We start from the raw sequence: 24674 nt of genomic DNA, 5'->3' as shown, positions 1-24674 counted from the left end.
ACTTTATAAAAGTTAGGCGCTAAGTCTGTTTAAACTCGTAAAACGAGAAAACCCCGCCGGTTGGGCGAGGCTTTGCAATATGAAAATTATGCTACTTGACAGAGACTATGTCAATAAAACCAGATAGTTTTATATCAAAACATGGGCATATTATGATAGATTCGCACACAAGATAAACTCATGAAAACAAACCCATGATCGATTCATTTTATGCTAAGAACTATAAATCCTTTCCTGAACTACATATCAATATCGACAACATCAATGTCTTGCTCGGTGCCAATAGCTGCGGAAAAAGCTCAATTCTAAATTTAATTTTAATGCTTTCTCAAACTGCTGACACTAACAGTACATATGAAAGCATATTGCGCCTAAACGGTGATAAGTCCAGCATGGGTGAATCGATTAACATTTTTCCAGATAAGGATCCATCTAAAACAGTAACATTTGGCTGGAGCACTGACAAAAATAAAGCCTCATCACCATTTAGAAAGCTTACAGTTTCAAATATATGCTCACAAGTCGAAGACTATATTCGAACCGTATACAGGTATGCAAGACGGGCATACCCTCAGAATAACAAACACCTCATTGAGCTAAGGGATTGTTTAGAGGATAGCTCTGCATTTTTTTTCGACATATTTGTTTCTAACGACGAAAGTCAAATGGAAATTACTGAAATTGAATATTTAAAATCCAGATTGGGGAAATACTTACGAATATGTAATAAGAATGTAACTAAGTTAAGGATGAGCAAGTTAAAAGCGGACCAAACATCTCCTGACAACCAATATAAACACATTGAAAGACTAAACAAAATATCAATTTCTAAAATTAATGATCTGATTAATCATGCTCATGAATATAGAGAAAAAGTAATACGACCCACAAATATCGAGTATGAGATAAAATATAATCAGAGATTAAATGAATGTGAATTTAAGAGACTATCAATAAGATCTGAAGATGGTTTTGAAATAATAACAGTAGCAATAACAGATAGTAAAAAGATAGAACTAAATACCGAAATATCATGTAATACACGTCTTAATAACTCTAGGCTAGATATTGTCAGAGATATGAATTTAAGCAACCTATCTTTATATGAAGATGCAGAATTCACTATAAATGATACTAATCCATTTGCTAATTTCAATAGACAGATGATATTTAATGTTTCAAGATATTTTTTGTCAAAACTATCTGATACGAACATCAACCACATCAGCCCATTACGTGCATTTCCTCAAAGATATTATTTACTTGAGAAGTCTGCTCAACATAATGTTCTAAACTCAACAGATGGCTCGCAGTTAGCAGAGATACTTAAGAATAACCCTAAGATACTTAAGAAAGTTAATTCTTATTTTAAAGTATTTGGCATTAATATATCTACAGCGAAAACTAATGATATTATTCATAGAATTACGGTTAAACAAGACAGCGTCATAGTAGAGCTTACAGATGTTGGTTTTGGTATATCTCAAGTTCTTCCTATTTTGGTTCAAGCTCTTTTAAGCCCAGATAACACTCTCACTATTATTGAGCAACCCGAAATCCACTTACACCCCAAGATGCAGGCATGGTTAACTACCGTGCTAACAGAGATTTCTGTGTCAGAGAACAAGAAGTTTTTAATAGAAACTCATAGTGACACAATTATAAAAAGATTGCAGATCCTCATGCTCGACCCAGAATCATCTCTGAATAGAAGTAACGTTAATATGTTTCACTTAGAGCGAACTAAACCAGGACGGACTTCACTATACCACGTCCCTCTAAACGAATTTGGTGATATGTCTTGGCCTAAAGATTTCTTAGAAACTGAGATTAATGATGCCATCGAACTCCAACGTTTGAAAGTTCAAGCAATCAAAAATAGTAGAGATGCATAATGTTTAATTTTAATGCATATTGCTTTTGCCCTGAATTAATAGCAAAGAGAATTTCTGATCCTTTATTTTTCTGCAATTTACTCATTCCATCTACGGTCAATTCACCACACCACCTATTGCTCGACCACAATGAGGAATTATGGTTAAGTTATTTGGAACAAGTTCAAAATGATACAATTGCGTATCAGAACTTGTCGAACTGGGATCTATTGCTTAAAAATCACGTAAACAAAACACTGTACTCAAGTGTAGATATAACCAGTCCTGTAGATGCACAAGACATTTGTAGCATCCTTGAACTAGCACCAGTGACTTGTCAAAAACATTTGGTCACCAATAATAACAATCAATATATAGATGGTATTTCAAATTTATCTGTCCATGGTGTAAGTATTATTTCTGAAAGTAATCTCCTAGCGTCTTCTACCATAGAATCCCAAACCATTTTATATACGCCAAGTAACTTCTACTCTGATATGTTGTTAGCACTTTCGTTTGTTTCTGCAACCAGAGCAAACAAACTAGAAAATGAACACAATGATCACTTAAGAGATTTATTACAGTTCAAAGGATATGATATATATGATCAAACTCGACTTGGTTCTTCATCTTCTAGATTAAATATTGGAAACTTAGATCTAATTGTGAAGCATAATAATAATTGGGTAACTATAATTGAACCATTGAGACTAGGAAGCGTTGAAACGTCAAATATACTACTTCACTATAATAAACTAATCGATAACTACAATCCTTTAGGATTAGTAAACACACACCTTGTAGTGTATTACACTGGTAACCCAAATAATTTTAATGCTTTCTTTGAACGTTATAAATCTCTTGTTTCAGCTCTTGAGAGTACACAGTTCAATGGCGAGGTACAGTTTGGAACTATCACTAACCGAAATTCTGATTATCAAACAATAAGGTCTTTTTCCCAAAATGGTCAAATTAACGGAAACAACTTCCACTGCACCCATACATGTTTATGTTTTTCATCTTGAACCCAAAGCCCCCTTTCGGGGGCTTTTGGTTTTTACAAGCGAAAGTGTAGAAATCTACAAAGTAAACGCGTCAGTCCATGTATAACACCAGAAACAACCTGACTGCGCTACTCTTCCAAGCTAAACCTTCGTGTCACGCCTCAGCCTCTAATACTTTTGCCATACTTTCTTCCTTGTCTACCCTGCCCTGTAAAGCTAACGCAGCGGCGTTACGCTTACCAGTTAACCAAGTGACTAACTTACGTAAAACCTGCTCATAGCGCTTAAAGCGTGAGAACGTGACAGGCAACTTTTGGCAGAAGAACGCAAAGCGGGTTTCTTGAGTCCAGCCAATACGGCCATCATTGCAACATGGGCAGGTTCTTCTTGCTCGGTTCTTAGCGATGTACTTACCGCTGCCGTTACACTCTGGGCAGACTTGGCCAAACTGCTGCGTTGCTTCTGCAATTGCGGTGATCACTAAGGCCTCTAAAGCCTTGTCTGGGTATGGGCCGCGCCACACTTCCATCAAGTTATTCGCTTCAACCAATGTGGCTTGGCACAAAGACTTGTAAGCTGGTTTATCTGCTAAACACTCAACGAACAAGATCATGAAGCCAACTGGCGATTCCTTCCAGGTAATCCCGACCGCCGCTAGTTGCTCATCTAACGACAGTAACGCCTTACCACCCATTGATGGCTCGTAGTTAATCCCTCTAACGTTGAACTTTGCGAGTAACTTTTCTATTCGCATTATGCTCTTCTCCCTAATTCAGCGACTCGTGAAAAGATTGACCCTTGTTTGAACTGAGATGGTGTTGGGCGTTTCAAATCTTTCAGCTGTCGTTCCTGCGACTTATCTGCAAGTCTCACCAAATTGCGAGGTGGTAACTTGCCTTGTTTGTCTTTCTCGCGATATTTGAGTAATGCTTTTCGGTGCTTGGCTCTCGCGTCTCGATCATTAAGCTGACGACGACAAGAAAAGCCCACCTCTTGATTCACCCAATATTCAATATCCCCTTTGGTTTTCTGGCGAATCATTCGGTCAAATGCTTCATCAAAATCGATCTCATACTCATCACCAAGAGCGACAAATTCAGGAAGGCTTGGTGGCCAAGCATCGCCACGCAACAACGCTTTGCTAACCGCAATCCGAATCTCACTTATCGACATAGTGGAAATCCCTTGAGTCCAAGTCGATGGTAGGCTCTGGTACGGCCACTTGCTGCCGAACGCTTCCATGAACTTTGCCTGGATCCATTCTGGAATTGGCAGTTGAATCACAGTGCCCTGCAATTGGTGTGGCAGTGTGTCCGTAGCGTTGAAGCAGCTCTTGGTTGTGCTGCTCAATTCGGTTTGGCGAAGTGCTTGTGTGAGTACTGCTTGGCTGAGTTGCTTCATGGTCGTCATTCCATCGTTCTTGATTCAAATAGGTCGTTAGGTGAAGTTTGTCGAATCCAAATTGCCGTCTACGAATTCGTTCGTTGATATCAGCAACGAGCGAATTGACAAATTCTTCTGGCGATTCCGTTAGCCCCTTCAAAATGGATTTGAATTTGCTCAGAGCTTGCTTCTTGCCCTTCTTGGTTGGGTAAGCTTTCCAAAGCTGTTCAAATAGAATTTCAGAGTCGCAAGGCACAATGTTCTTTTGGATCTTGGTACTCTGATCATTGGTATACTTATATGCGGGAGATTTTTCCCTACCTAGGGGGGATTTTTCTCCCGACCTAGTAGGGATAATTTTCCCTACCTCAGGTGAACCATTCCCCTCGTCTAACTCTTTCTCGTTCCACTTTTTCCCCTTTTCAGTAATTCGTACCATAGGGTGATTTTGATATGTGATACGCTCGATAAGGCCCAACTTTTCAAGTGCAGCTAAATGACGTTTAACCGTATCTGGTTTGTCAGTCAAAATAGGCAGTTCACTGATGATCTTGTCTTTGCCAGACCACCAGTAAGGTTTGCCCTCAATCACTTCACATTTGGCCCAACTGGGTAACTCATACAGGTAGCTAAATAGAATGGATTGCTGAACATTCAGCCCCCATTCCAGTGCTTTGACCTGATTGATATAAAGTGAAAACCTCATAACAAAGATACCGCCTTATCATTGGCTTCCAACGCCTTTTCTTTCATCACTGTTAATAGCTCGGCAGCTTTAGTTCGAGACACGATAAAACGACATGATCCGTTATTGGCTACCCACACTAGGCAGCCGTAGTAGTTTTGTAAGCTAAGACTCATTGCACAAAGTTCTCTTAGATAGGTTAAAAATTGCATCTGGGTGGTCAGCCCTTTTGCGCCATTAATGTTTCGATGTAATGCAGCAGTGGTTCGTGCGAACCTGCACTTTCTTGTAGCTCTCGGTAAGCATCGCGAAGTTGGTCATGCGTCGCGTGTTCACTGAGTAGAAGTACAGAACGGAAGGCCTCGGACGACTCTTTGCTAAAGTCAGCCAGCAGCTGATCGCGGTTAGCATTCTTATTGCAAGCGCCAATGGCAGCCACAGAAAAACCAAGCGGGTTCAAAAACTGGTTAAGCGCCGCAGTTGCCCTCGCCTTTGGCATTGCTGCAATTACCGCAGGAAGCAAGTCCATAATGTTGGCTTTTGCTTCAATGCTCGTACGGCTTACATAACGAAATAGGTTTTGCGTGTTGTTTGGGTTGTTGTGCGCAGACGGCACTTTCAAAATAGGCTCTGGCTGGCAGTCTTCCTCTTCGAAGATCTTCATTTTGTGGTAATTGCGAGCAATGAACTCTGCAATTTGCTCTTTAGTTGCATCACTACGCCACGCTACAACAGCGTTATGCATGACACTTTTTAAGCTTGGTTGCATCTTTTCCCCTTACTGGTTATTTATACAGATCGTGCGTTATCACACTAAATCAGTTCGTTTGTTTAAACTTGTATTGTTGTTAAAAGATATCTGGACGAAGTTGATGTTTATCGATCGCCCCTTCAGTTACATCGTGTAGCTTTTTGGCAAATGCAGCGCCGGGCTTTTTGTGCCCCGTAACCACCAGCCGTAGATATTCCGTACTAGTTTGTAAACGTTCAGCTAATAGCTTTTTTTTAACATCGGGCAATTTACGCCAGTATGACTTGTACATATAAGTACCTCCTTGATACTAATACTATTCGATCTAAATAGTATCTTCAAGGATCTGTACCTTTTTGGTTCAGACATTAGAATTAGGTCAAGTTTCAACAACTAAGTTGCATGTAATGAAATTAGCTGAAGATATAAGACGAGAGAACGCTCGATGCTTAGCAGAAACTCTAGGCAGCATTACAGCATTCGCAGACAAGATTGACAGAGCTCAAACACAAGTTAGTCGTTTTATGGGTAAAGGAGCTACGCGCTCTATCGGGCCAAGAATGGCTCGACACATAGAACAATGCTTTGGAAAGCCTGAAGGTTGGTTGGATAAAGATCACTCAATAGAGCATCTTGAGACAAAATCTGATTTCCCCAAAATGGCACCTTTTTCACAAGAAGATCTAGTTATTCATCGTAAAGTGCCAATCATAAGCCAAGTACAAGCAGGGGCATGGGGCGAGGTAGAACTAAACAATATCCTAGATGATGATGTTGAGTGGCAAATAACCTCTGCAGTCATAAGCCATGAGGCATTTGCAATGAGAGTCACAGGAAACTCAATGACTAATCCTCATGGTTCTCCATCAATACCAGCAGGTTCTATAGTTGTAGTCGAACCATGTAACTGTCCAGACAACGGAAAAATAGTCGTAGCCACGCTAAATGACGCACCTGAAGCAACGATTAAAAAGCTAGAAATTGATGGTCCCCATAAGTTTTTAGTACCGCTAAACCCTAAATATGACCCTATTCCAATCAATGGAAACTGTCGAATTGTGGGTTATGTCAAACAGGTAATAATGAACCTTTAAGATTACTTCTTAGTTAAGAAAGCCGCTATATGCGGCTTTTTTTGTACCTACTTCAAATTATTTCTAATACCAAACTTTACAAACCGCACTTAAAATATGTACCATTAAGATACTTTAACAAGGAGAGATTATTATGAAGGTATCATCTAGAAACTTAACTAGAGCAATTCTCAACTTGGATTCAATCAAATTACATCGAGCGGACTTCGAGAGCCTTTTATGTAACATAACGAAAGAAGACCCGTGCCATGACGAGATCGCTCAACTAATGGACTTGAGCCAGCAATGCGAGAACTTGGAGATTCAAGTAAAGCCTGAAGATGCAGAACTCATTAACCGTTTTAACGCTCTGTCTGACCAACTGAGCTACAAGTTAGCGGCTATGAATGCAATCTGAGAACTTTGTGTAATGAGACTTTCTAAGAAACAGAAAAGAGAAAACCCCTATCGGTGACCAAACCAATAAGGGCTTCTTTGTGCAATGAGAACTTAGATAACCAAGCCTCGAACTCAGTATATACAGGGCTGACCACCCAATCAAGTAGTAAGGCTGAGTGCGAGGTTTCACCCCACTGAAACCAAAGGAATTTTGTGCAATGAGTACACTACTATGCCGTAACTCCCAAGAGGAGTTTATCTACAAAAACATTTCTCAAATCTTATCTGGCGAAGGCTATGAACAGTCTGAAGTTCGCCGCGCCTCTGACTTTGCTATCGAAACTTATCGAACCACTGCTTCATTTGGTGGCCGCGGGGGCAAATGCTTTGATTACTGCTTGTCTCGTGCAAGGCAGTTGCTCTCTCCCGTAAAGAAGAAAGCGTCTACTCGTAAGCGCAAGGTGAACAAATGAGTGAAGCACAAGCTGTAGCTGCCGAGGCTAAAGACTATATCGAACAGCTGCTTATAGAGATGTTTGAAGGGAACCACCCAGATAATGAAGTCTTACTCGGTACACTGCTTTCAGGTAACGAGCCAATTCAAGTGCAGCTTAAGATTACCCGTAAACCTGAAGACTTTATGGATGAGTGTTAACTCTCCCGTTCTCGAACTGGGTGATTATGAGCAATCACCCTCTACTAATGAGGTTTTAGTAACATGCGCACCCAAAACCCTAAATTGGCAAAAATATCCATCGTGACGTTGAAGCAAGCTGCAGACCTTATTGGTTTAAGTACCAAAACACTGCGCGAAAAAGCCAATGAAGGCATTTACCCGTCTACGGTTATGAGCAAGATCAACGGCACATGGATGGTAGATACAGAGGAATGGAACCGATGGCATCGAGCCAAAATGTAAAGCTCCCGACTGGTGTAGAGGTTCATGGTAAATCATTACGGCTCAACTTTACTTATCAAGGTAAACGCCGCCGTGAGTCTCTTGGCCTTGCGCCAACTAAGCAGAATATTAAGTTTGCCGCACAAAAGCGTGAAGCAATTCAGTACGAGATTAAGATTGGTATCTTTCGCTATGCTGCTCATTTCCCTGACTCGCCTCATGCAACGGGTAAGCCTCAAGCTGGCACCTTTGGCGAAATGGTTGATAAGTATTTGCAGCTCAAGCAAGCCGATTTAAGATCATCGACCTTTAAAAAGTACGTCTCGCTGTTCGAGATTACCAAGAAAACCTATGGGGGTAATCGAAGCTGCAACACGCTAAGCCCTGAGACGGTTTCAGAGTTAAGAGCGGAGTTATCAAAAGGCCGAGGCGCAAGAACGCTTAACACTTACTTTCGCGCTATTAACTCGTTTTTCGCTTGGCTGCATAAGATGGAGTTTGTAGAGCGAAACTTTGCTGAGTTTTTGCCAGGTGTAAAAGCGCCAGAAAGAAACATCAATCCATTTACTATGGATGAAATAGCCAAGGCGCTTGAAGCCTGTATGCAAGAGCAACACAAAAACATGATAACCCTACTCGCTTATACGGGGTTAAGAACGGGCGAGCTGTGCGGCTTAGCCTGGGAAGATGTGGATTTTGAGAATAAGACGCTGACGATTCGCAGAGCAACATTTGAGGCTCGTGGCCTAAAGACACCAAAGACTGATCGTGAGCGCACAGTCGATTTAATGCCACCAGCATTAGAGGCCCTACAATCGCAAAAGAAGTTGAGTTGGTTCTTCCCAAGAAATGAACACGAAGTGGAATTGGCCGACAAAACGATTCGTATAGACAACATTCGTTTCGTGTTTAACCCAAAGGCTACTGAGAACTTAAATGCAAAAACGCCGTATGACTATTTCAGTAAAACGGCACCCAATAAGATGTGGAAGAACATTTGTGCACGTGCTGGCATTCCATACCGCAATGTGTACCAGCTGCGTCACACTTACGCATCATGGATGTTGAGCTACGCGAACGTAAACATCGCTTACCTAGCCCAACAAATGGGCCACAGTAACTTTTTGATGATCGCCAATGTCTACGGCAAGTGGATGAAGAACACGAATATGTCAGAGAGTGAAAAGGCCTGGGAGGCGTTGAAAGGAGTTAAATAAATCATGAGCCAGATCAATTAGATATTCTGATTCAAATTTAAGACATATGCTAACATGCACCTAAAAAGTACAAATCACTTTTAGTTGGTATAGGTCATATGGCAGATAATCCACTCGCAGAAGCTCAGCGCGAATCCGCTGGAGCGAGCACATTTGGTAAGTATAACTTCCAGTTTCACTGGGCTTTATGTGAAATTATTGAAAAACATAAACAGCAAAAGGAATATGCGTTACTTATAGAGCATCATGAAGATGTAGTTATTGCTGAAGGCTTGAATGCTTCAAGTGCGACTTTTGAGTTTTATCAGGTTAAAAATAAATCTGCCAAATTTACACCAGCAAACCTAACTAAGCGGGAAAAAGGCAGTAACGAGAAACTAAAAAGTTCTGTACTTGGAAAATTACTAGAATCCTGTATAAATACACAGTATGAGGATAAAATTACCAAAATTGGTTTAGTTTCTTCTAGTGGTTTTTCGCTTAAGACCGATAGAGATTTGAAACTAGATGTTATCAAGGTCGGTGACATCACTGAAGATGATCTTACAACACTAACCGATAACATCCGTAGTGAACTAGGAATTACAGTTCTGCCTGAGAATTTACAGTTTATCGTTCCAAATATACAGCTTAAAAATCAAGAAGATTACGTTCTGTCGCACTTTGCGCGTTTAGTAGACAAGCTGTTTCCCGGAGCTTTATGTAATCCAGTAAATATCTATCGTTCAGTCATTGATGAAATGGGACGAATTGGTCGTATTGAATATGACTACAAAGAATGGACCCGGCTTCTAGAAAACAAGTCGCTAACTTCAACTCAAGTACATGACGTGATTATCCAACATACAAAACACCCTTGCGTAGATGACTTGAAAAATGACTTCGATGACTTAGCAAGTGACCTAGGGTGGAAAGCAAAACAAAAGAGAGGCTTCAAGAGTAAGCTAGCTTTGATCGCTTTGAGTAGAGCTGGCTTTATGACCTCTTTAGACATTGAGCTCACTAACTTGTTTCAAGCTTCGCACGACAAGATTGACGAAGAAAATTACTCGGATGATACAACATACCTTGAAGCACTGCGTACCCAAGCAATTGCAGATGGCCTACTAGCTCGAGTTAATAATGAGGATGAGCTGTTACTAGAGATCATCTACTGCTTATTAAAGGCTCAATGATGAAAACAACAAAAAACTACAAATTATTGATTAGAAATCTTAGGAATCATAAAAATGAAAGGCTTACAATTTCAACGTCTAGTTCTACTGTCCGATTCGAAAAGAACGGCGAATCAGTTCAGCTTTCCGAAGAGATTAAATCTCGTTACAGGAAACGACAATAGTATTGGTAAGTCCACGCTAGTCAAAAGCCTATATTGGGCTATTGGTTGCGCTCCTCATTTTGATAGTGAGTGGAAATCTAATGATGTAAAAGCAATTCTGTACTTCACAGTAAATCAGAATAAATACATCATTAGCCGTTATGCTGATGGTATTTACTTTGGCTTAGAGGGCTCACCATTAACTAAATACTCAAAAGTAACCGGTAAATTCGCTGAAGATTTTGCTGAAGTTGTAGGCTTTGATTTAATGCTGGCCAATAGAACGGAAGGCATTGACTGCCCTCCTCCCGCTTTCTATTTCCTACCATTTTATATAGATCAGAAAAAGAGCTGGGATGAGCCATGGAATGGTTTTGAAGGACTTGGGCAATATGCACGATTTAAGCAGAATCTGATCAAATATTTCGGTGGCTACTTACCTAAAGAGCACTTTGATCTTGAAGAAGAAATCTTCGAGCAGAAAGCAATTGAAAAAGAAGCTAATCAACAAGTTGTTCGGATAACAGAAGCAATAGACCTTCTTAAAGAAATCGCTCCAGATCAAACCGTAGCAATTACTTCGGAAGAGTTTCAAAGCATTCAACGTGAGATAGAAGAAGAATTAGCTAGTTTCTCATCAAGCCAATCAAACCTCTACGAGCTGCAATCTATTTTAGCGAATGAGATTCATGAACTAGAACAACAGCACTTAATCGCTAGTACCTCAGCTAAAGAATTAGATGATGACTATACATTCGCTGTCGAAAACATACCATCAGACTCTCTTGAGTGTCCTCTATGCGGCATAGAACATGATAATTCTCTGCTAAGTCGTGCAGGGCTTTTAGCTGATAAAGAAAGTATTGAACAGCAAGCAGATAAAATAAAATCTCTACTCGAAACTAAGTATCAGGAGCGCGAAGCTCTCAACCAAGAGATCAGTTTTGTTACCGCTGAGATTGAACGTATCAATGAAAAATACTTAAAGGAAGACTCCGAGGAGCAACAAGAGAAGTTTGAGCAAGCTATCCATGCCGTATCACAGCATAAGGTTAATCAAAATGTAACGCACAAAAAAGAAAGCTGCCAGCTTCAATCAAAACAAGCCAATGAACAACAAAAGGAAATTAAGAAGGAACAAAGAAAGTTGGTCAAAAAAGCTACTCGTGATGAACTAAATGAGCTTTTTATAGGCAACCTAGTTGAATCTATCAATTCCTTGTCTGCCACTGGTGTAAACCTCGATGGCGTAAAAGCGCCAATGGATTACAAAAAGATTCTAGGTGGTGGTGCTGCTGAGGGGACACGCGGAACACTTGCCTATCAACTAGCTGTTCTTCGCCAAATTGATCATGCAAACCCATGTGAGATAGCCCCTTTTGTTATTGATACACCAAATCAACAAGAGCAGGCTAAGCATAGATATGAACAAGTAATGGACGTCGTAACAGAAAACATCCCTAAAGGCTATCAAGTAATTCTGTGCGCTATGGATAACGAAGCTCTTTCAACATATAAGCAAGATGCTCATGTGATCGAACTTGATGGCAATCGTCTACTTCAACCCGAGCCATACGAATCGCTTCGAAAAGAGTATGAACAAGTCATACTAAATAACTAAATAGTCAAGGCTACCAGTTGGTAGCCTTTTTATTATATTTTAAAAGGTATCAGAGACTTCAATGAATGTATAACCTTCTCAACGAACGTTTTTTTAGCCGTTACTGACTTGGGTTTGGGACGCGATTGAGGTGTAGCTTCCGATCTAGCTTCTGGGGGCTTTTCATGTATTGGTTGTTCCAATGGAACTTTTGGCATACTTCGATCTGCAGCCTTAGCTTCTAGAGAGCTTGGAGAGACGTTGTCCGTGAGTCTAGGCTGAGGTGTTAGATTAACTTCGCTAGTTGTAGGTTTAGCTGTTGCTAAGGAACGATATCGGGCCTCACCCACTAACGGCTCTGTCGCTACTGGTGCTTGGCTCTTTACGAGAATATTCTCCTCTTCCATTCCAAATTTATTAAATGGTAAGTCGACTGGTTTTCCTACATGCAAGAAAAAGAACTCAGCTAGATCACAATGGAATATATTTCGTGTTCCGCTATCCTGCTTACCAATAAAAAACGCAGTTGGAATTAGCTTGTCTTGTTTGGATGAAGTTCTAGCTGCATTTAACGCCGCAACGAGTTCACTTTTAATCGCTTCTCGGTGTCTATTGGACCAATCAGACCAATTAAGGCGCAGTTCAAAAAACTCACCTGTATGTGGTTCTTTTTGAAATAGCTGAATAGAAACGTAGTCTTTGGTATAAATTGGCTCCTCTAAATAGCGAAGTGCTTTATAGAAGATGTATTCATCTTTGTAACGGACGTTTTTGAACTCTCTTAACTCCTGAAATAGTGCTCTGTACGTTTTCTTTTTGCCTAAGAGGGTTAATGCTAATTCACCATTAGTAATTGGATCTTGGAGATAAAATAGAGCCGCCGCAGAAACATAACTACTTCGCTGGTAAGTACGACTAGTATCTGCACCTGTGCCTTGACCTGTTGATGAAACCTGACCATTTGGCTTAGGAGATGATTGACCATTCTTCAGCTTGTTGGGCTCGCCCTTGCTATTTGGATGTGTAATCTCTGTTACGTATGGAAGCACCCAAGTTTTGTTACCCTTCCCATCAGTTTTCCATTCACCACCAAAGTTCTTGCTGAAAATACAGCTTTGGATATGTTCAGGAAACTTGAAGTGCGGTTGCTGTTTATAGTCTTGTAGCACACCATCAACTAGCCTTTTTTGTTTACAAGCACATGGTATCGCCTTCATACGACAATATGGGTTAGCACATTGATAGTGTTCTTTATGCTTTCGAACATACGCATCACCTCGCTGCTTTATTTGATATGCGTATTCGATTGATTGGGTGACAGTATTGAAGGCTCGATCCATTCTTTTCTCCTATATATCGAATACTGTAATTTATTCCATATAGAGATTGCTTTACGCAAATTATAAGAATCATAAATAGATCGAAGTTCACAAATTACTTGAATAAACGTCCCATTACTGCCCCAAGTTTTTTGTATCACGAACTAAGCCAATGTTTTATTTGATTATTTATAGTTTTATCCATAACCCACTAGACATGATGTACATGGAAGAAGAACAAATGAACTGGGCCATGATTGGTATGTCTGCTGATGACAAACCACTTGATTGCAACGGCGTCGAACTGAAAAAAGGTGACGACGTAACGGTTATCAAAGACCTACCAGTTAAAGGCACTAACCAAGTCATCAAACAAGGCACGGTTATCCGTGGTATCAGCATTGGCGACGATCCTAAGCTTGTTTCTGGTAAAGCGAACGGCGGCCAATCTATGTACGTCATCGCGGAATACTGCCGTAAGAAGTAGTGATGAATTGATGATTTCCCTAAGGGCGCTATTCAGCGCCCTTTTTAATGCGCTCTAATTTCACACCAAGGCTTCTCAATTAAGTCTAATTCATAATGATTCACGGTTAGCAAATTAATAAAAATTTCACTGAGCTTTCGAGCTTCTCCGTACAGAAATAGCAACACGCAAAGCAGCAAGAGTGTCGTCGCTGAAGTTGGGAGGAAAGGAGCGGCCGTCTTAGCTTCGATTCCCTGACTAACGCCAGAAAACAAAGGGCAATGGATTAAGCTATTTTTGTGCTGTTTAGACTCAACAAACAATTCACCACGACTTTGCTACGCTCGCTCTCGTTGAATATACTTGTCACATAGCTGTTTGAAGAGCAGCGGTTTATCAAAATAGTAGCCCTGAAGTACTTGGCAACCCATTTGATTGAGCAATTCTGCTTGACGCTTAGTCTCCACCCCTTCCGCCACTAAATTGAGCTGATTGGAGTGTCCAATTGCTATGATGGTATTCGCTAAACTATCCAAGTAGTTGTCATCATTGATATCAAGAATGAACTGTCGATCAATTTTGATTTCAGTGATTGGCAGATCATTGACATATCGAAGAGAACTGTAACCCGTGCCAAAATCATCAAGAGAAACGCCAAAACCTTCCAAGCTTAGCTTGGTCAATATATCTTTGACTCTGTGTGTATCTTCAATGACGACATTCTCTGTAATTTCAAAAGTAACAAGCTGATTGGCCAACTCATTCGAAGTGAGGATATTTTTGGTTTTCAATTCAAAATCTTTATGAAGAAGCTGCAGCGGCGAAATGTTTATCGCGACACTTATTTGGCTATGATTTAATCGATTAAACAAAACGATATCTTTACAGGCTTGTTTCATAACGAAATCCCCGATTTCGATAATTAATCCTTTTTTTTCAGCGACTTCAATAAACTCATCGGGAGGAACGTAGCCAAGTTCTGATGAGTGCCAGCGGCATAGGGCCTCAACTCCGATCAGCTCACCACTTGCCGCATTGATTTTAGGCTGGTATTCAACGCTTATTTCTTCTCTCGCCAAAGCAAGGCTCAGCTGCTCTTCTAGTGCAAACTGATACTCCAGTACCTCACTAATCCTTTTAGTGAATAGCTGTATCTGACCTTTTTTTTGTTCCTTGGAAGTGTAAAGCGCAACATCTGAGTGAGACAATAACTCCGAAGAATTAGCGCCATGATCGGGAAACATAGCGATACCAATACTGCAGTTGGTTGATAACTGAACACCATTAAACAGAATAGGGATAGCAATCGATTCTTGAATTCTTTCCGCTCTGAGCATTGCCTCTTCTTCTTCAATGACTGGAAAGCCAAAAACAAACTCATCTCCTCCGAAACGAACCAGTATTTCATCGTCACGTCTGAGCTTTGAAAATGTTGTACTGACGGCTTTAAGCAACTCATCACCAGCATGATGACCATATTTATCATTGATCCTTTTAAAATCATCTAAATCAACAAATAAGACCGCATACTTCGACTTCTCGATCCGGCATTGCTCAATGCAGCGCTCCAATTGCTCATCCAGTTGACTGCGATTGGGAATGCCTGTCAATGAATCGATATGGGCCGACGTTTCCAGTTGTACGCGGCTTATCTCGAGTTGTTTAATATCATCTTCGATTCTTTGCTGGTAGTCATCAAAACGTCGTTTTACCAACTTACTGGCCCAAAACGACAAAGTGACAAGAAGCAACATTAATCCAGATAAGATCAAAATCACACGAAGGAGATCTTCTGAATGGGACTGTTTCAACTTGACCACTTGGGGGCTTAAGACACGTTCAACATGTTCAGTAAAAAAACCCGTCCCAATGATCCATCCCCATTCCGGCAATACCTGTACATAACTTACCTTGTTTGAATTGAATATCCCTTTAGGAACATAAGGGCTTTGATATTCGACAAACCCTGACAGTTCACCATTTAATGTTGTTCTAATTATTTCAAGGAGATCAGGTTCTGGGTCTCCGATTCGGTCGGGATCTTTATGCGCTAATGTTACGCCTTTCATATCCATCACAAATACGTAGTTATCTTCTCCATATCTTAATGATGTTAGCCACTCCAGAAGGTCTTGCTTTATTTCATCCTCAACATCAGAAACGTATTCCCCTGTACCAATAAACCAATCAAAAGGCTCAAATCTCTTACCAAAACCTATTTTTTCAAACTCGACATCACCTTGTCCTGGCTTCCTATACCACCACTGATAAAAAGCCTCACCGTTGGCTGATTGTCGAATGAGATCAATATGTTGTTTTAAAATCAATGTTCCTTTGCTGTCTTTTGCATCAATTTTGGACGTTCCCTCAATATGCGGGAGCAACCCATGCATGACGCTGATACCTTCCATCGAGAAAATAAAAAAGTAGCCTCGTCCTTCATTAAATCTTACTTCTCTCAATGCTTCAGAGATTAAGGATTGGAGTTCTGCCTCTTCTCTATTGGGAAAAGCGCGATACAATCCACTGGCAATGCTATGCGCTTCATAAATGCGTTCTCGAATATCCGCTTTTAATACGCCGACGGCTTGAGAGGCTTCGAAGAGTAAATGTTGATGAATATTATCCAGTTGACGTTTCGCTTGCTCACGTTGGCTAGTCAAAAAGTTTTGCCTGAAGCCATCAATCAGCTCATCAATTTTTCTCTGCTCCTCTCCAACAAAGATCAGAGTTATGGCAAGCATGACTGTCATAGTCAGTGTTACTGGCAACACTTTGATACATCTCAATAGCCATAATTCTGAATCATTTGCCATAAAATGATCTTCTCATCCTGATTACAATCTCTTAATTATAGTCATTGATTGTTAACCAATTTTCCGATTAAAAGATCACTTGGTGCTGGGGATCGCATATTTCAATTTTCCCTCATTGTTCAACATTTCATAATACTTCCCTGATTCAATCATACTTCGAAATCCTGATTCGCATAGAGCAAGAATTTCTTTAGCATTAGGGTATGAACGAGACACCATCAGATGAAGAGACGTACCGGGAAAAGGTTCAGGTAAAACATCAAAATGATCAACAGAATCAGGAAAGAGTTTAGCAATCCATTTCCATCCAGATTCAGGGTCTGCAGGCAGGTAATCTATCCGGCCTTTTTGAAGCAATTTAAAGGCTTGCTCTTCTGTTTGTGCTAGAACGTACTCCTCACCCATCTCATCAAGCTTTTCTTTAATGTAATAGCCAAGATATGTACCTACTCGATAGGTCATGAGTTCTTGCAGGCTGATGGATTCAGCCTTAGGAACAAGAGGTAAATAATAAAATATACGCGGAGGATTCGCCGACTGAGTTAAAGCTTTCGAAAAATCAGCAAACTGTTTTCTGGTTTGTGTAACCGCGTAAGGAAAAGCGGCGAAAGCAGAACCATGCTTGACCATAGTTTCCGCTCTGAGCCATGGAACATAAGTAATCTCGACTTTAAGCCCTTCGCTCTCACACATTTCCACAACAAGATCAACAAAAAAGCCTTTGCCCTGATTGCTGGATGCATCAAGTACATAGGGAGGCCAAACATCAGTGACAAATGTTACTGTTTTCGCAGAAGCCTCTTGAAAAGGATAAGCCAGCAACATCAATGATAAAAGTGGTACACGTGCGAAATAACTAACAACACCCATATTGATGCCCTGAAAACAAATCCTCTAAATTTTCTTAGTACAAAAGTAACAGCACCTCAAGTGATACAATGTAACATATTGCAACATCACCTACTCTATCTTACCGCCAACCGTTTGAATTCTTTCAAAACTACCAGGCTGTGTAACCCAAGCGACAACGGCGTCAATATCTTTTAGCTCGTTAGTGAGCTCAAAATGCCACTGACCTGTATTTGAGCGGCTTTGCTGACGTTCCTTAGCGATAAAATCGTGTTCAAGTGACTTCCCTCTGTTTTCTCCGGCCTTCACTATGGTGGTTCGATTGTTAGCAAGAAACACAATCGTCGCGTCGAGATGTCCAGATTTGTCGAAGTTAAGAATGAATTTATTTCCTTTGCGACTAAGTGTCAGTCTCTCTGCGTTTCTAGGCTCTAAAGCAGGAAGCTCGCGGTTAACCCAATTGAAGAAACCGCGCCATTCTTTACCATCTACAATGAATCCTGGCGTATAGACGCTACCCACTACATCGTATGCACGATAAAGGCGCTGGAGTTGGGAGTATTCAGGTTTAGCAAAGTCGTCTTGCCAACCAAGGTAATCCCAATAATCGACGTGATAAGCCACTGGGATAATATCCTTCCATAGCCGATCACTTTCTTCAAATGTTGATAAATACTTGTCCGCTGGTGGGCAACTGGAGCAACCTTCTGACGTAAATAACTCTATAACCTGAGCAGGTTGACCTTCGTGTGACCAGATTTGTCCACTAGAGAAGGTTGAGGCGACGGATATCGCTAATAATGTGTTCATAGACAGATCCTCTGATGTACTACTGACTATGACCGACCTAATGCTGACTCTATTTCATTAAAATAAAACAAAAAAAAGCGCCAGCATTTCTGCTGGCGCTTAACAGTCTGTAAATGTACGTCTATTAACGATATAGACCGATATCCTTTTGGATGTGACCAGACATGTCACTTGCGTAGTAAGCGCGAGGTGTATTGTCTGTGAAAAGAATATCTAGTAGATGTGCAATCAATCCTTTGAAAGTAACCGAGTAGGTTTTTTTGTCCATAGAGATTGGAGCGTTGATAGTTCCGATGTGCATTGCCTGTGCCATGATTGCCTCTCTATAAATCGTGTAATTCGTTTCGTTGAGGGGATATTAAGCAATAAATTACTGTTCAAAAAATGACAAATTTTGCTTTTTGACATTAGTTTTTCTAATAAAACAAACCATTAACATGGCAGTTTAAAAAAAATGCAAGCAAAACTAGATATATTGCTTATTTATCCACTTCGATTGCATTTACTATTTATTGACCACTCAAAAACACGCTTAAAGTCACAAATATTTTACAACCTTGCACATATTCAAGCTGGTAATTTGTCTCGATTAAATTAGTTTATTTATCGATACTTACTTCAACTTCTGATGCCAATCTCTTTTGTTTAGCTACTGATGCCGCAACTGCGATAGACATAGTAATCAGCAATATAGCTAATGACAACGGAGTGGGAATCTCCCAACTTGATCCAACTAGCATCATCTTAACTCCGATGAAAATCATGATAAAAGCCAGCGCTGTTTTCAGGTAGATAAACTTATCCATCATGCCTTGTAAAACAAAATACAACGACCGAAGACCTAACAGGGCAAATACATTAGCTGCCAGAACAAGGAATGGTTCCTGCGTGACAGCAAAGATTGCCGGAATAGAATCGAGCGCAAACATGACGTCCATAAATGCAATTACACTAGTCACGATCGCCATCGGTGTTAACATTCGTTTGCCCTGTTCGACAACGGTCAATGCGTTACCACGAAAGTCATCGGTGACTTGCGCCCACTTCCGTATTAACTTTTCAGGTAATGGGTTTACCTCATCTTCTCCTTTGTCTTTTGCCAGCTGTACACCCGTCCAAATGAGGAACACAGCAAAGACATAGAGAATCCAGTGGTACTGAGCGAGTAACTGAGCACCAACCGCAATCATGATGACACGCAGGACAAGCGCACCAATCACACCCCAGAGTAATGCTCGTGGACGTAAGTGTTCTGGTACTAAGTACTGATGGAAGATGATGGCAAACACAAACAGGTTATCAACACTCAGTGACTTTTCTAGTAGATAGCCGGTTATGAATGATACGGTCGCTTTCTCAGCGCTGTAACTGCTGGCAGGAGCATAAACATCCCACAAGAAATAGATGCTAGCAGCGAAGATGAACGCGATCAAAAACCAGAATAAGCTCCAAGCTGTCGCTTTCTTGATAGTGATGTTGCCGCCACGAGTTTGCCATATATCTAAAGCCACCATAGATAGCGTTAGCAAACCAAAACCGAGATAAATAGATAGGGTCATTATTCCTCCTGAGCGGAGGGATCAGAACAGTGCTTTGACGATCCCCCCGCAAACAAACCAATCCAATGTTTTTTTACATTGGTTACTTGATTGCGTTGGTCTCGTCGAAATAGATGCCGTAAAAAGAAGGCAACATTTATACTTACCGGATAGAACAACGTCTAACGAGATGACGATAAGTAAACCAGAGGCGACTACTCCCCAAACAATTAAGATTGTATTCTGGCACTAACAATTCGTCTATAGCAAAGATCAAAAAAGGAGCCCAATGGGCTCCTTTTACATTAAACGTTGATTTTACCGCTAAGCTATACTCCCCCAACAGGGATAAAGTATACTAATGCAGACCAAACGCCTATCCAGCTAATCACGACCGCAACGTCGATCCAGTCTCTACTCCACATAGATTCCTCCGAGTAATATTCACTTACCCAATTAACTCGAAGAATAAATTAGCAACCTTTGTGCCACCATATTTGAGCTCTTTCCCGAGGTCTGTTTAATGTTTCAGGAGCGTCAGTTAACAATTCAATAAAACAATCTGCCATAGAGGTAGCCGTCACTATACCTTCGCCAGACATATTTAGCATGGCTTCGTAGCCCTCTTTGCCTTTCATCGTATAGGCTGAAGACGTTCCAGTGTAGTACTTTTCATTCGACACTTCCTGCCAACCTAACGCCAAGCTGTAGATCTTGAGACTCCGAATTCGACTTCCTTTTTCCGCTTCCGGAAGATATTCAAAGCTCAGGTTGTAGGTGTAAGGATAAGAACCATCACCAGTCCCTTCCACGCCGTTATTAGTGGCGTTATTTATTGCCCCCTCAAGCGCAGCGGCAATGTCCTTCCCTTTAAGCTGATAAACACCGATCGGAACGGCAAATGGTAGCAGCTTACCCGCGATATCGGCGACGGACACATTGCCAACATTGAGCGAATTTCGAACACCACCGGCGTTGTGAATGGCAAACTCTGCATTGTGTCCCAGCTTATTCATTGAGTGCACAAAGGACTCAGCGACCAACGGAGCCAACTCGCTGGCACCAACCTCATCAGGGACTCTGACATGACGTAGTGGCTTATCGGCGCAAGCAATCACCTGACGTTGTAGCTCTCTAACGCGTGATACGTACTTTTCATTCAATACGTCCTGTACTTGCTTATCTTTTTTACACACCAGCACGTTAGGGTGTTCATCAATAAACCGTCGGGCTAGGTTATAGGGTAATTCGTTCGTGCTTTGACTCATGCTTGCGTCAAGGAATAATCGACGACCCAGCAAAAGTTCATTTCTCCCATTGAAGGCGACGATCTCACCTTCTGCATTGAAGTCAATATCACAGTGCCCCATGCTTAGAGCGTGATAACCCGCTTGGACAACATGTGTACCATTGATCTTAATCCCGTATTCATCATCCTTTTTCAGGCCCAACGCACTGAAATCACCTTGCAAGCGATGGCTATGGCCGCCAACAATAAGACTGATCCCTTCAACTTTCTCCGCCATATCCAAATCGGCGTCATAGCCCATATGACTTAATAAAATGATCTTATTGATACCGTGATTTCTGATTTCCTCAACGGTGTGTTTTGCCGTTGTAATCGAGTTCACAAATGGTGTGTCTGAGTCAGGGTTAGAAATATCTGCCATTTTATCGAGCGCTAGGGAAAAGATAGCAATGGGCTCTCCATTTACTTCTTTCACTATCCATTGAGCGCAATGGTTTGCAGGGACAAAAGAGTAAACCTGTAATTTATTTTTCAGCGTGCAGGCTTTCTGTTGATTTTCATTAGACAGATCCCAGTTGCCAGCAAGCAATGGGAACTCGATTTTATCTACGAACTTAGCAACTGGTAAGTTGCCCATGTCCAATTCATGGTTACCTAAGGCCATCGCATCTATATTGAGGGCATTGAGCATGGTCGCATTCGCTTCCCCTTTAAACAGGGAGAAATACAAAGTGCCCTGAAAACAATCTCCTGCGTGGAGGAACACCATTTGGCGATTGTCAGATATGGATTCTTCGAGCTGCTTTTTACGTGTCGCTATACGCGCAAATCCCCCGGCACTCACATACGGAGTAAGGATTTCGCCGTCTACATTAATCGTAAGCTGTAGCGACGTTGGTTCAAAATAAGAATGGGTATCGTTAATGTGGGCAAGCCTAATCTTAGCCGCTTTATTGTTTTTATATTTCATATTTTCTTCTCTCATATTCGGCTACATCGTATCCCATCCTTTATGACAAATTCATTAACTTTCACACTTTTATTTTATACGCCGTTCCATATACATTAACTAAGTTGAGCAAGGTCTCTTGTCGTTGATAGCAGATTACACCGAGTAAGCACAAACTTTGTGAGGTAAGCTTCTGCTTATTCGAAGTTTTTCTATTATGCTTTAGGTAACAATAGCTCAAACGGAGTCACTTCATGCTGCTAGAGCGGATTGAAATTTCCGGCTTTCGTGGGATCAAACGGCTATCCATCGCTTTTGACGAGCTCACGACCCTAATTGGTGAAAATACTTGGGGCAAATCTTCTCTGCTAGATGCCCTATCGGTCGCCTTACCTCCCGAAGGAATACCTTATCAATTTGAAATGACAGATTTTCATGTCGATTACTCAATTGCACATCCACAAACTCAGCACTTACAAATCGTCATCAGCTTAGTATCCAACGATAAGAACGAAATCAAATCTGGTCGTTATCGCAAAATAAGACCAGTCTGGATACAGGATCAGCAAGGCATCAACAAGATCATCTATCGCTTAAGTGCTAGCCGAGACGGCCACGATGTCTCTACTCGCTACGCTTTTCTTGATCGTGAAGGTAACCCATTACCACTGCATCACTCAGAAAAGTTAGCGCAGGAACTCATGACACTCCACCCTGCCATTCGTCTCAAAGATTCGCGTCGTTTCGAACGTCCGCTCGGTAACCTAGGAGATACCAACGACCGCATCGAGAAACGGATCAATAATACCTGTCGGCGCTTAATGGCGATTCCCGGCCATGTAAACAAAGGCGAAATGAAAAGTAGCCTGAATTCTATGAATGTATTAGTTGACCACTACTTTTCATTTAAATCCAATGCACGTAAAAACCTTCGCAAACAACGGGATGGTATCTTTTTCAGTGGCTCACCAAACAACAAAAGTATCTCTCAAGTTGTGGAGGAAACCAAAAGTAAACAGACACGTCTCTTGTTTATGGGCTTGCTCAATGCCTATCTTCAGGCGAAAGGTCCCAATAAACTCCGCCGTTGTGCTCGGCCTTTATTGATCCTAGAAGATCCAGAGGGTCGATTGCACCCTACTCATCTTGCAAGAGCCTGGAGCCTGCTCCAACTGCTTCCTATGCAAAAAATCCTGACGACAAATAGTGGTGACTTGTTGGGGCAAGTACCACTTAACAGTATTCGGCGTCTAGTGAGGCAATCCGATCGAACCATCACTACCTATCTTCCAGCACAAGGATTCAGTAAAGACGAACTAAGACGAATTGGCTTTCATATCAGATTTCACCGCTCTGGAGCATTGTTTGCGAGATGTTGGTTACTGGTCGAAGGTGAAACCGAAGTCTGGTTATTTAATGAATTAGCGAATCAGTGCGGGTATAATTTGGCCGCTGAAGGGGTACAAATCATTGAGTTTGCTCAATCGGGACTCAAATCTTTAGTCAAAATCGCTAAGGCTTTCGGCATCGACTGGCACGTAGTGACAGATGGAGATGCAGCGGGTAAAAAGTACGCCGCTGCAGTTCGTGCTCAACTAGGAAACGATCAAGAACGTCATCGCCTCACTGAACTGCCCGATCGAGATATTGAACACTACCTTTACAACAATGGTTTTGAGCCTTTTTTTAAAGATATGGTACGAATTCCACTCGATCATCCTATTCCAGCTAAAAAAGTGGTGACTAGAGTACTCAAGAAATTTGCTAAGCCCGATCTTGCGCTAGCGATTGTTTCCTACTGTGAGGATAAAGGAACAGAGTGCATCCCATTACTGATTAGATGGACGTTAAAGCGCGTAGTAACAATGGCGAATGGCAACACATAAAAAAGCGGCCTTGGCTACCTATCGTTGCCAAGGCCGCGTATCAAATATCAAACGATACCAATCAATCAGGGGGTCACAATCATGAACGAGTTGGTAACTCACTAGTAGATTGTGTTTGAGAAGACTTTTGATGTAGCCACAAACCACTTGCTTTCATCAAGTAGCCAAAGATACCACCTAAGATCAACGAAGGAACAACGAGCTGCCAGTCACCGTCTGCTGCGAAAGTCGCGCAAGAGCCAATAAAAGTACCCGGTATGTATCCGAGCCAGTTTTGCTTTGCCTGAATACACATCATAAATGCCACGAGAGAAGTGATCACATAACCAAGGATTTCTAGGGAAGCAAATTGTGAAGCGTGAATAATTACCATCGCCCAAAATACTCCCGTCATGTTGGTAACTAAACTCTCCGCTAAACCTTTCAGCCCGCTGGTTGGAGACGCAAAATAGCTGGTACAACCTAAGAAACCAGCCCATGACAATAGGCCAAGTGAGATAGCAATCCAACCCCAAAGCCCTGAAAGTATACCCGTAGTTAATGAAATCGCGACAAGTGTGCTCATACCGCCTCGCTAAGTGTGCTTCTTA

General features: G+C 41.4%; 25 protein-coding genes and 1 pseudogene. 12 read left to right on the top strand and 14 right to left on the bottom strand.

Going from position 1 to position 24674, the window contains the following annotated elements:
- Positions 1-194 precede the first annotated feature (194 nt).
- Entirely contained in the window at positions 195-1895 is a 1701-nt protein-coding gene (locus OH455_RS10610; protein WP_269981338.1) for an AAA family ATPase, read from the top strand.
- Positions 1895-2899, top strand: coding sequence for a hypothetical protein (locus OH455_RS10605; protein ID WP_269981337.1), 1005 nt, complete (start codon positions 1895-1897; stop codon positions 2897-2899). Before OH455_RS10610 ends, OH455_RS10605 begins: the two co-directional genes overlap by 1 nt.
- Before the next feature lie 133 nt (positions 2900-3032).
- On the opposite strand, the gene OH455_RS10600 is transcribed toward OH455_RS10605, so the two are convergent.
- The 6 genes from OH455_RS10600 to OH455_RS10575 all read right to left on the bottom strand — a co-directional run bounded on the left by OH455_RS10600 (position 3033) and on the right by OH455_RS10575 (position 5989).
- Positions 3033-3632, bottom strand: a complete 600-nt coding sequence (locus OH455_RS10600) for a hypothetical protein (protein WP_269981336.1) — start codon at positions 3630-3632, stop codon at positions 3033-3035.
- The gene (locus OH455_RS10595) at positions 3632-4051 is read right to left on the bottom strand and encodes a hypothetical protein (RefSeq protein WP_269981335.1); all 420 of its coding nucleotides are present in this window, start codon (positions 4049-4051) and stop codon (positions 3632-3634) included. Before OH455_RS10595 ends, OH455_RS10600 begins: the two co-directional genes overlap by 1 nt.
- Positions 4038-4967: a helix-turn-helix domain-containing protein gene (locus OH455_RS10590; protein ID WP_269981334.1), complete on the bottom strand. Its 930-nt coding sequence runs from the start codon at positions 4965-4967 to the stop codon at positions 4038-4040. The genes OH455_RS10595 and OH455_RS10590 overlap by 14 nt, the downstream gene beginning before the upstream one ends.
- A complete protein-coding gene (locus tag OH455_RS10585; RefSeq protein ID WP_269981333.1) occupies positions 4964-5122 on the bottom strand; it encodes a hypothetical protein in 159 nt (52 codons plus the stop codon). Before OH455_RS10585 ends, OH455_RS10590 begins: the two co-directional genes overlap by 4 nt.
- A gap of 44 nt (positions 5123-5166) precedes the next feature.
- Positions 5167-5715 carry a toxin YdaT family protein gene (locus tag OH455_RS10580; protein ID WP_043010290.1) on the bottom strand — a complete coding sequence of 183 codons (549 nt, stop codon included), beginning with the start codon at positions 5713-5715 and terminating at the stop codon, positions 5167-5169.
- Between the two features lie 79 nt (positions 5716-5794).
- On the bottom strand, positions 5795-5989 hold the full coding sequence (locus tag OH455_RS10575; RefSeq protein ID WP_269981332.1) for a hypothetical protein: 195 nt from the start codon (positions 5987-5989) through the stop codon (positions 5795-5797).
- Positions 5990-6104: 115 nt separating this feature from the next.
- Here OH455_RS10575 and OH455_RS10570 point away from each other — a divergent pair, with 115 nt between their 5' ends.
- From OH455_RS10570 to OH455_RS10535, 8 genes are all read left to right on the top strand, one after another.
- Entirely contained in the window at positions 6105-6791 is a 687-nt protein-coding gene (locus tag OH455_RS10570) for a S24 family peptidase (RefSeq protein WP_269981331.1), read from the top strand.
- A gap of 133 nt (positions 6792-6924) precedes the next feature.
- Complete coding sequence (locus OH455_RS10565) at positions 6925-7188, top strand: hypothetical protein (protein WP_269981330.1); 264 nt, start codon at positions 6925-6927, stop codon at positions 7186-7188.
- Between the two features lie 199 nt (positions 7189-7387).
- Complete coding sequence (locus tag OH455_RS10560; RefSeq protein ID WP_269981329.1) at positions 7388-7642, top strand: hypothetical protein; 255 nt, start codon at positions 7388-7390, stop codon at positions 7640-7642.
- On the top strand, positions 7639-7824 hold the full coding sequence (locus OH455_RS10555) for a hypothetical protein (protein WP_043011049.1): 186 nt from the start codon (positions 7639-7641) through the stop codon (positions 7822-7824). The genes OH455_RS10560 and OH455_RS10555 overlap by 4 nt, the downstream gene beginning before the upstream one ends.
- Positions 7825-7887: 63 nt before the next feature.
- Positions 7888-8088, top strand: a complete 201-nt coding sequence (locus OH455_RS10550) for a hypothetical protein (protein ID WP_043010286.1) — start codon at positions 7888-7890, stop codon at positions 8086-8088.
- Positions 8067-9284, top strand: a complete 1218-nt coding sequence (locus OH455_RS10545; RefSeq protein ID WP_269981328.1) for a site-specific integrase — start codon at positions 8067-8069, stop codon at positions 9282-9284. The genes OH455_RS10550 and OH455_RS10545 overlap by 22 nt, the downstream gene beginning before the upstream one ends.
- 98 nt (positions 9285-9382) lie before the next feature.
- Positions 9383-10459 (top strand): DUF4297 domain-containing protein, encoded by a 1077-nt coding sequence (locus tag OH455_RS10540; protein WP_269981327.1) that lies wholly within the window; start codon positions 9383-9385, stop codon positions 10457-10459.
- 54 nt (positions 10460-10513) lie between these two features.
- A complete protein-coding gene (locus OH455_RS10535) occupies positions 10514-12223 on the top strand; it encodes a hypothetical protein (RefSeq protein ID WP_171354821.1) in 1710 nt (569 codons plus the stop codon).
- Positions 12224-12255: 32 nt separating this feature from the next.
- On the opposite strand, the gene OH455_RS10530 is transcribed toward OH455_RS10535, so the two are convergent.
- A complete protein-coding gene (locus OH455_RS10530) occupies positions 12256-13542 on the bottom strand; it encodes a hypothetical protein (protein ID WP_269981326.1) in 1287 nt (428 codons plus the stop codon).
- A gap of 187 nt (positions 13543-13729) precedes the next feature.
- Between OH455_RS10530 and OH455_RS10525 the strand changes: the two are divergent.
- Positions 13730-14008 (top strand): annotated as a pseudogene (locus OH455_RS10525) (alkylphosphonate utilization protein); the annotation flags it as partial.
- 317 nt (positions 14009-14325) lie between these two features.
- Here OH455_RS10525 and OH455_RS10520 read toward each other — a convergent pair.
- From OH455_RS10520 to OH455_RS10495, 6 genes are all read right to left on the bottom strand, one after another.
- Positions 14326-16803, bottom strand: coding sequence for a bifunctional diguanylate cyclase/phosphodiesterase (locus tag OH455_RS10520; RefSeq protein ID WP_269981325.1), 2478 nt, complete (start codon positions 16801-16803; stop codon positions 14326-14328).
- Positions 16804-16878: 75 nt separating this feature from the next.
- Entirely contained in the window at positions 16879-17673 is a 795-nt protein-coding gene (locus OH455_RS10515) for a substrate-binding periplasmic protein (protein ID WP_269981324.1), read from the bottom strand.
- Between the two features lie 90 nt (positions 17674-17763).
- The gene (locus OH455_RS10510; RefSeq protein ID WP_269981323.1) at positions 17764-18462 is read right to left on the bottom strand and encodes a DUF1223 domain-containing protein; all 699 of its coding nucleotides are present in this window, start codon (positions 18460-18462) and stop codon (positions 17764-17766) included.
- A gap of 124 nt (positions 18463-18586) precedes the next feature.
- Positions 18587-18775 (bottom strand): hypothetical protein, encoded by a 189-nt coding sequence (locus OH455_RS10505; protein WP_006961027.1) that lies wholly within the window; start codon positions 18773-18775, stop codon positions 18587-18589.
- A gap of 286 nt (positions 18776-19061) precedes the next feature.
- The gene (locus OH455_RS10500; RefSeq protein WP_269981322.1) at positions 19062-20021 is read right to left on the bottom strand and encodes a TerC/Alx family metal homeostasis membrane protein; all 960 of its coding nucleotides are present in this window, start codon (positions 20019-20021) and stop codon (positions 19062-19064) included.
- Between the two features lie 452 nt (positions 20022-20473).
- Positions 20474-22219 carry a bifunctional metallophosphatase/5'-nucleotidase gene (locus OH455_RS10495; RefSeq protein WP_269981321.1) on the bottom strand — a complete coding sequence of 582 codons (1746 nt, stop codon included), beginning with the start codon at positions 22217-22219 and terminating at the stop codon, positions 20474-20476.
- Positions 22220-22452: 233 nt separating this feature from the next.
- Here OH455_RS10495 and OH455_RS10490 point away from each other — a divergent pair, with 233 nt between their 5' ends.
- Positions 22453-24084, top strand: a complete 1632-nt coding sequence (locus tag OH455_RS10490; RefSeq protein ID WP_269981320.1) for an ATP-dependent endonuclease — start codon at positions 22453-22455, stop codon at positions 24082-24084.
- Positions 24085-24163: 79 nt separating this feature from the next.
- Here the strand turns inward: OH455_RS10490 and OH455_RS10485 are convergent, their stop codons facing one another.
- Positions 24164-24649 carry a DUF1097 domain-containing protein gene (locus OH455_RS10485; RefSeq protein WP_045976945.1) on the bottom strand — a complete coding sequence of 162 codons (486 nt, stop codon included), beginning with the start codon at positions 24647-24649 and terminating at the stop codon, positions 24164-24166.
- Positions 24650-24674: the final 25 nt, after the last annotated feature.

This window comes from Vibrio sp. T11.5, assembly GCF_027587155.1.
Taxonomy (GTDB): Bacteria; Pseudomonadota; Gammaproteobacteria; order Enterobacterales; family Vibrionaceae; genus Vibrio; species Vibrio neptunius.
The sequence above is the reverse complement of the archived record's forward strand: the minus strand, read 5'-3'. Positions and strand labels throughout refer to the sequence as shown.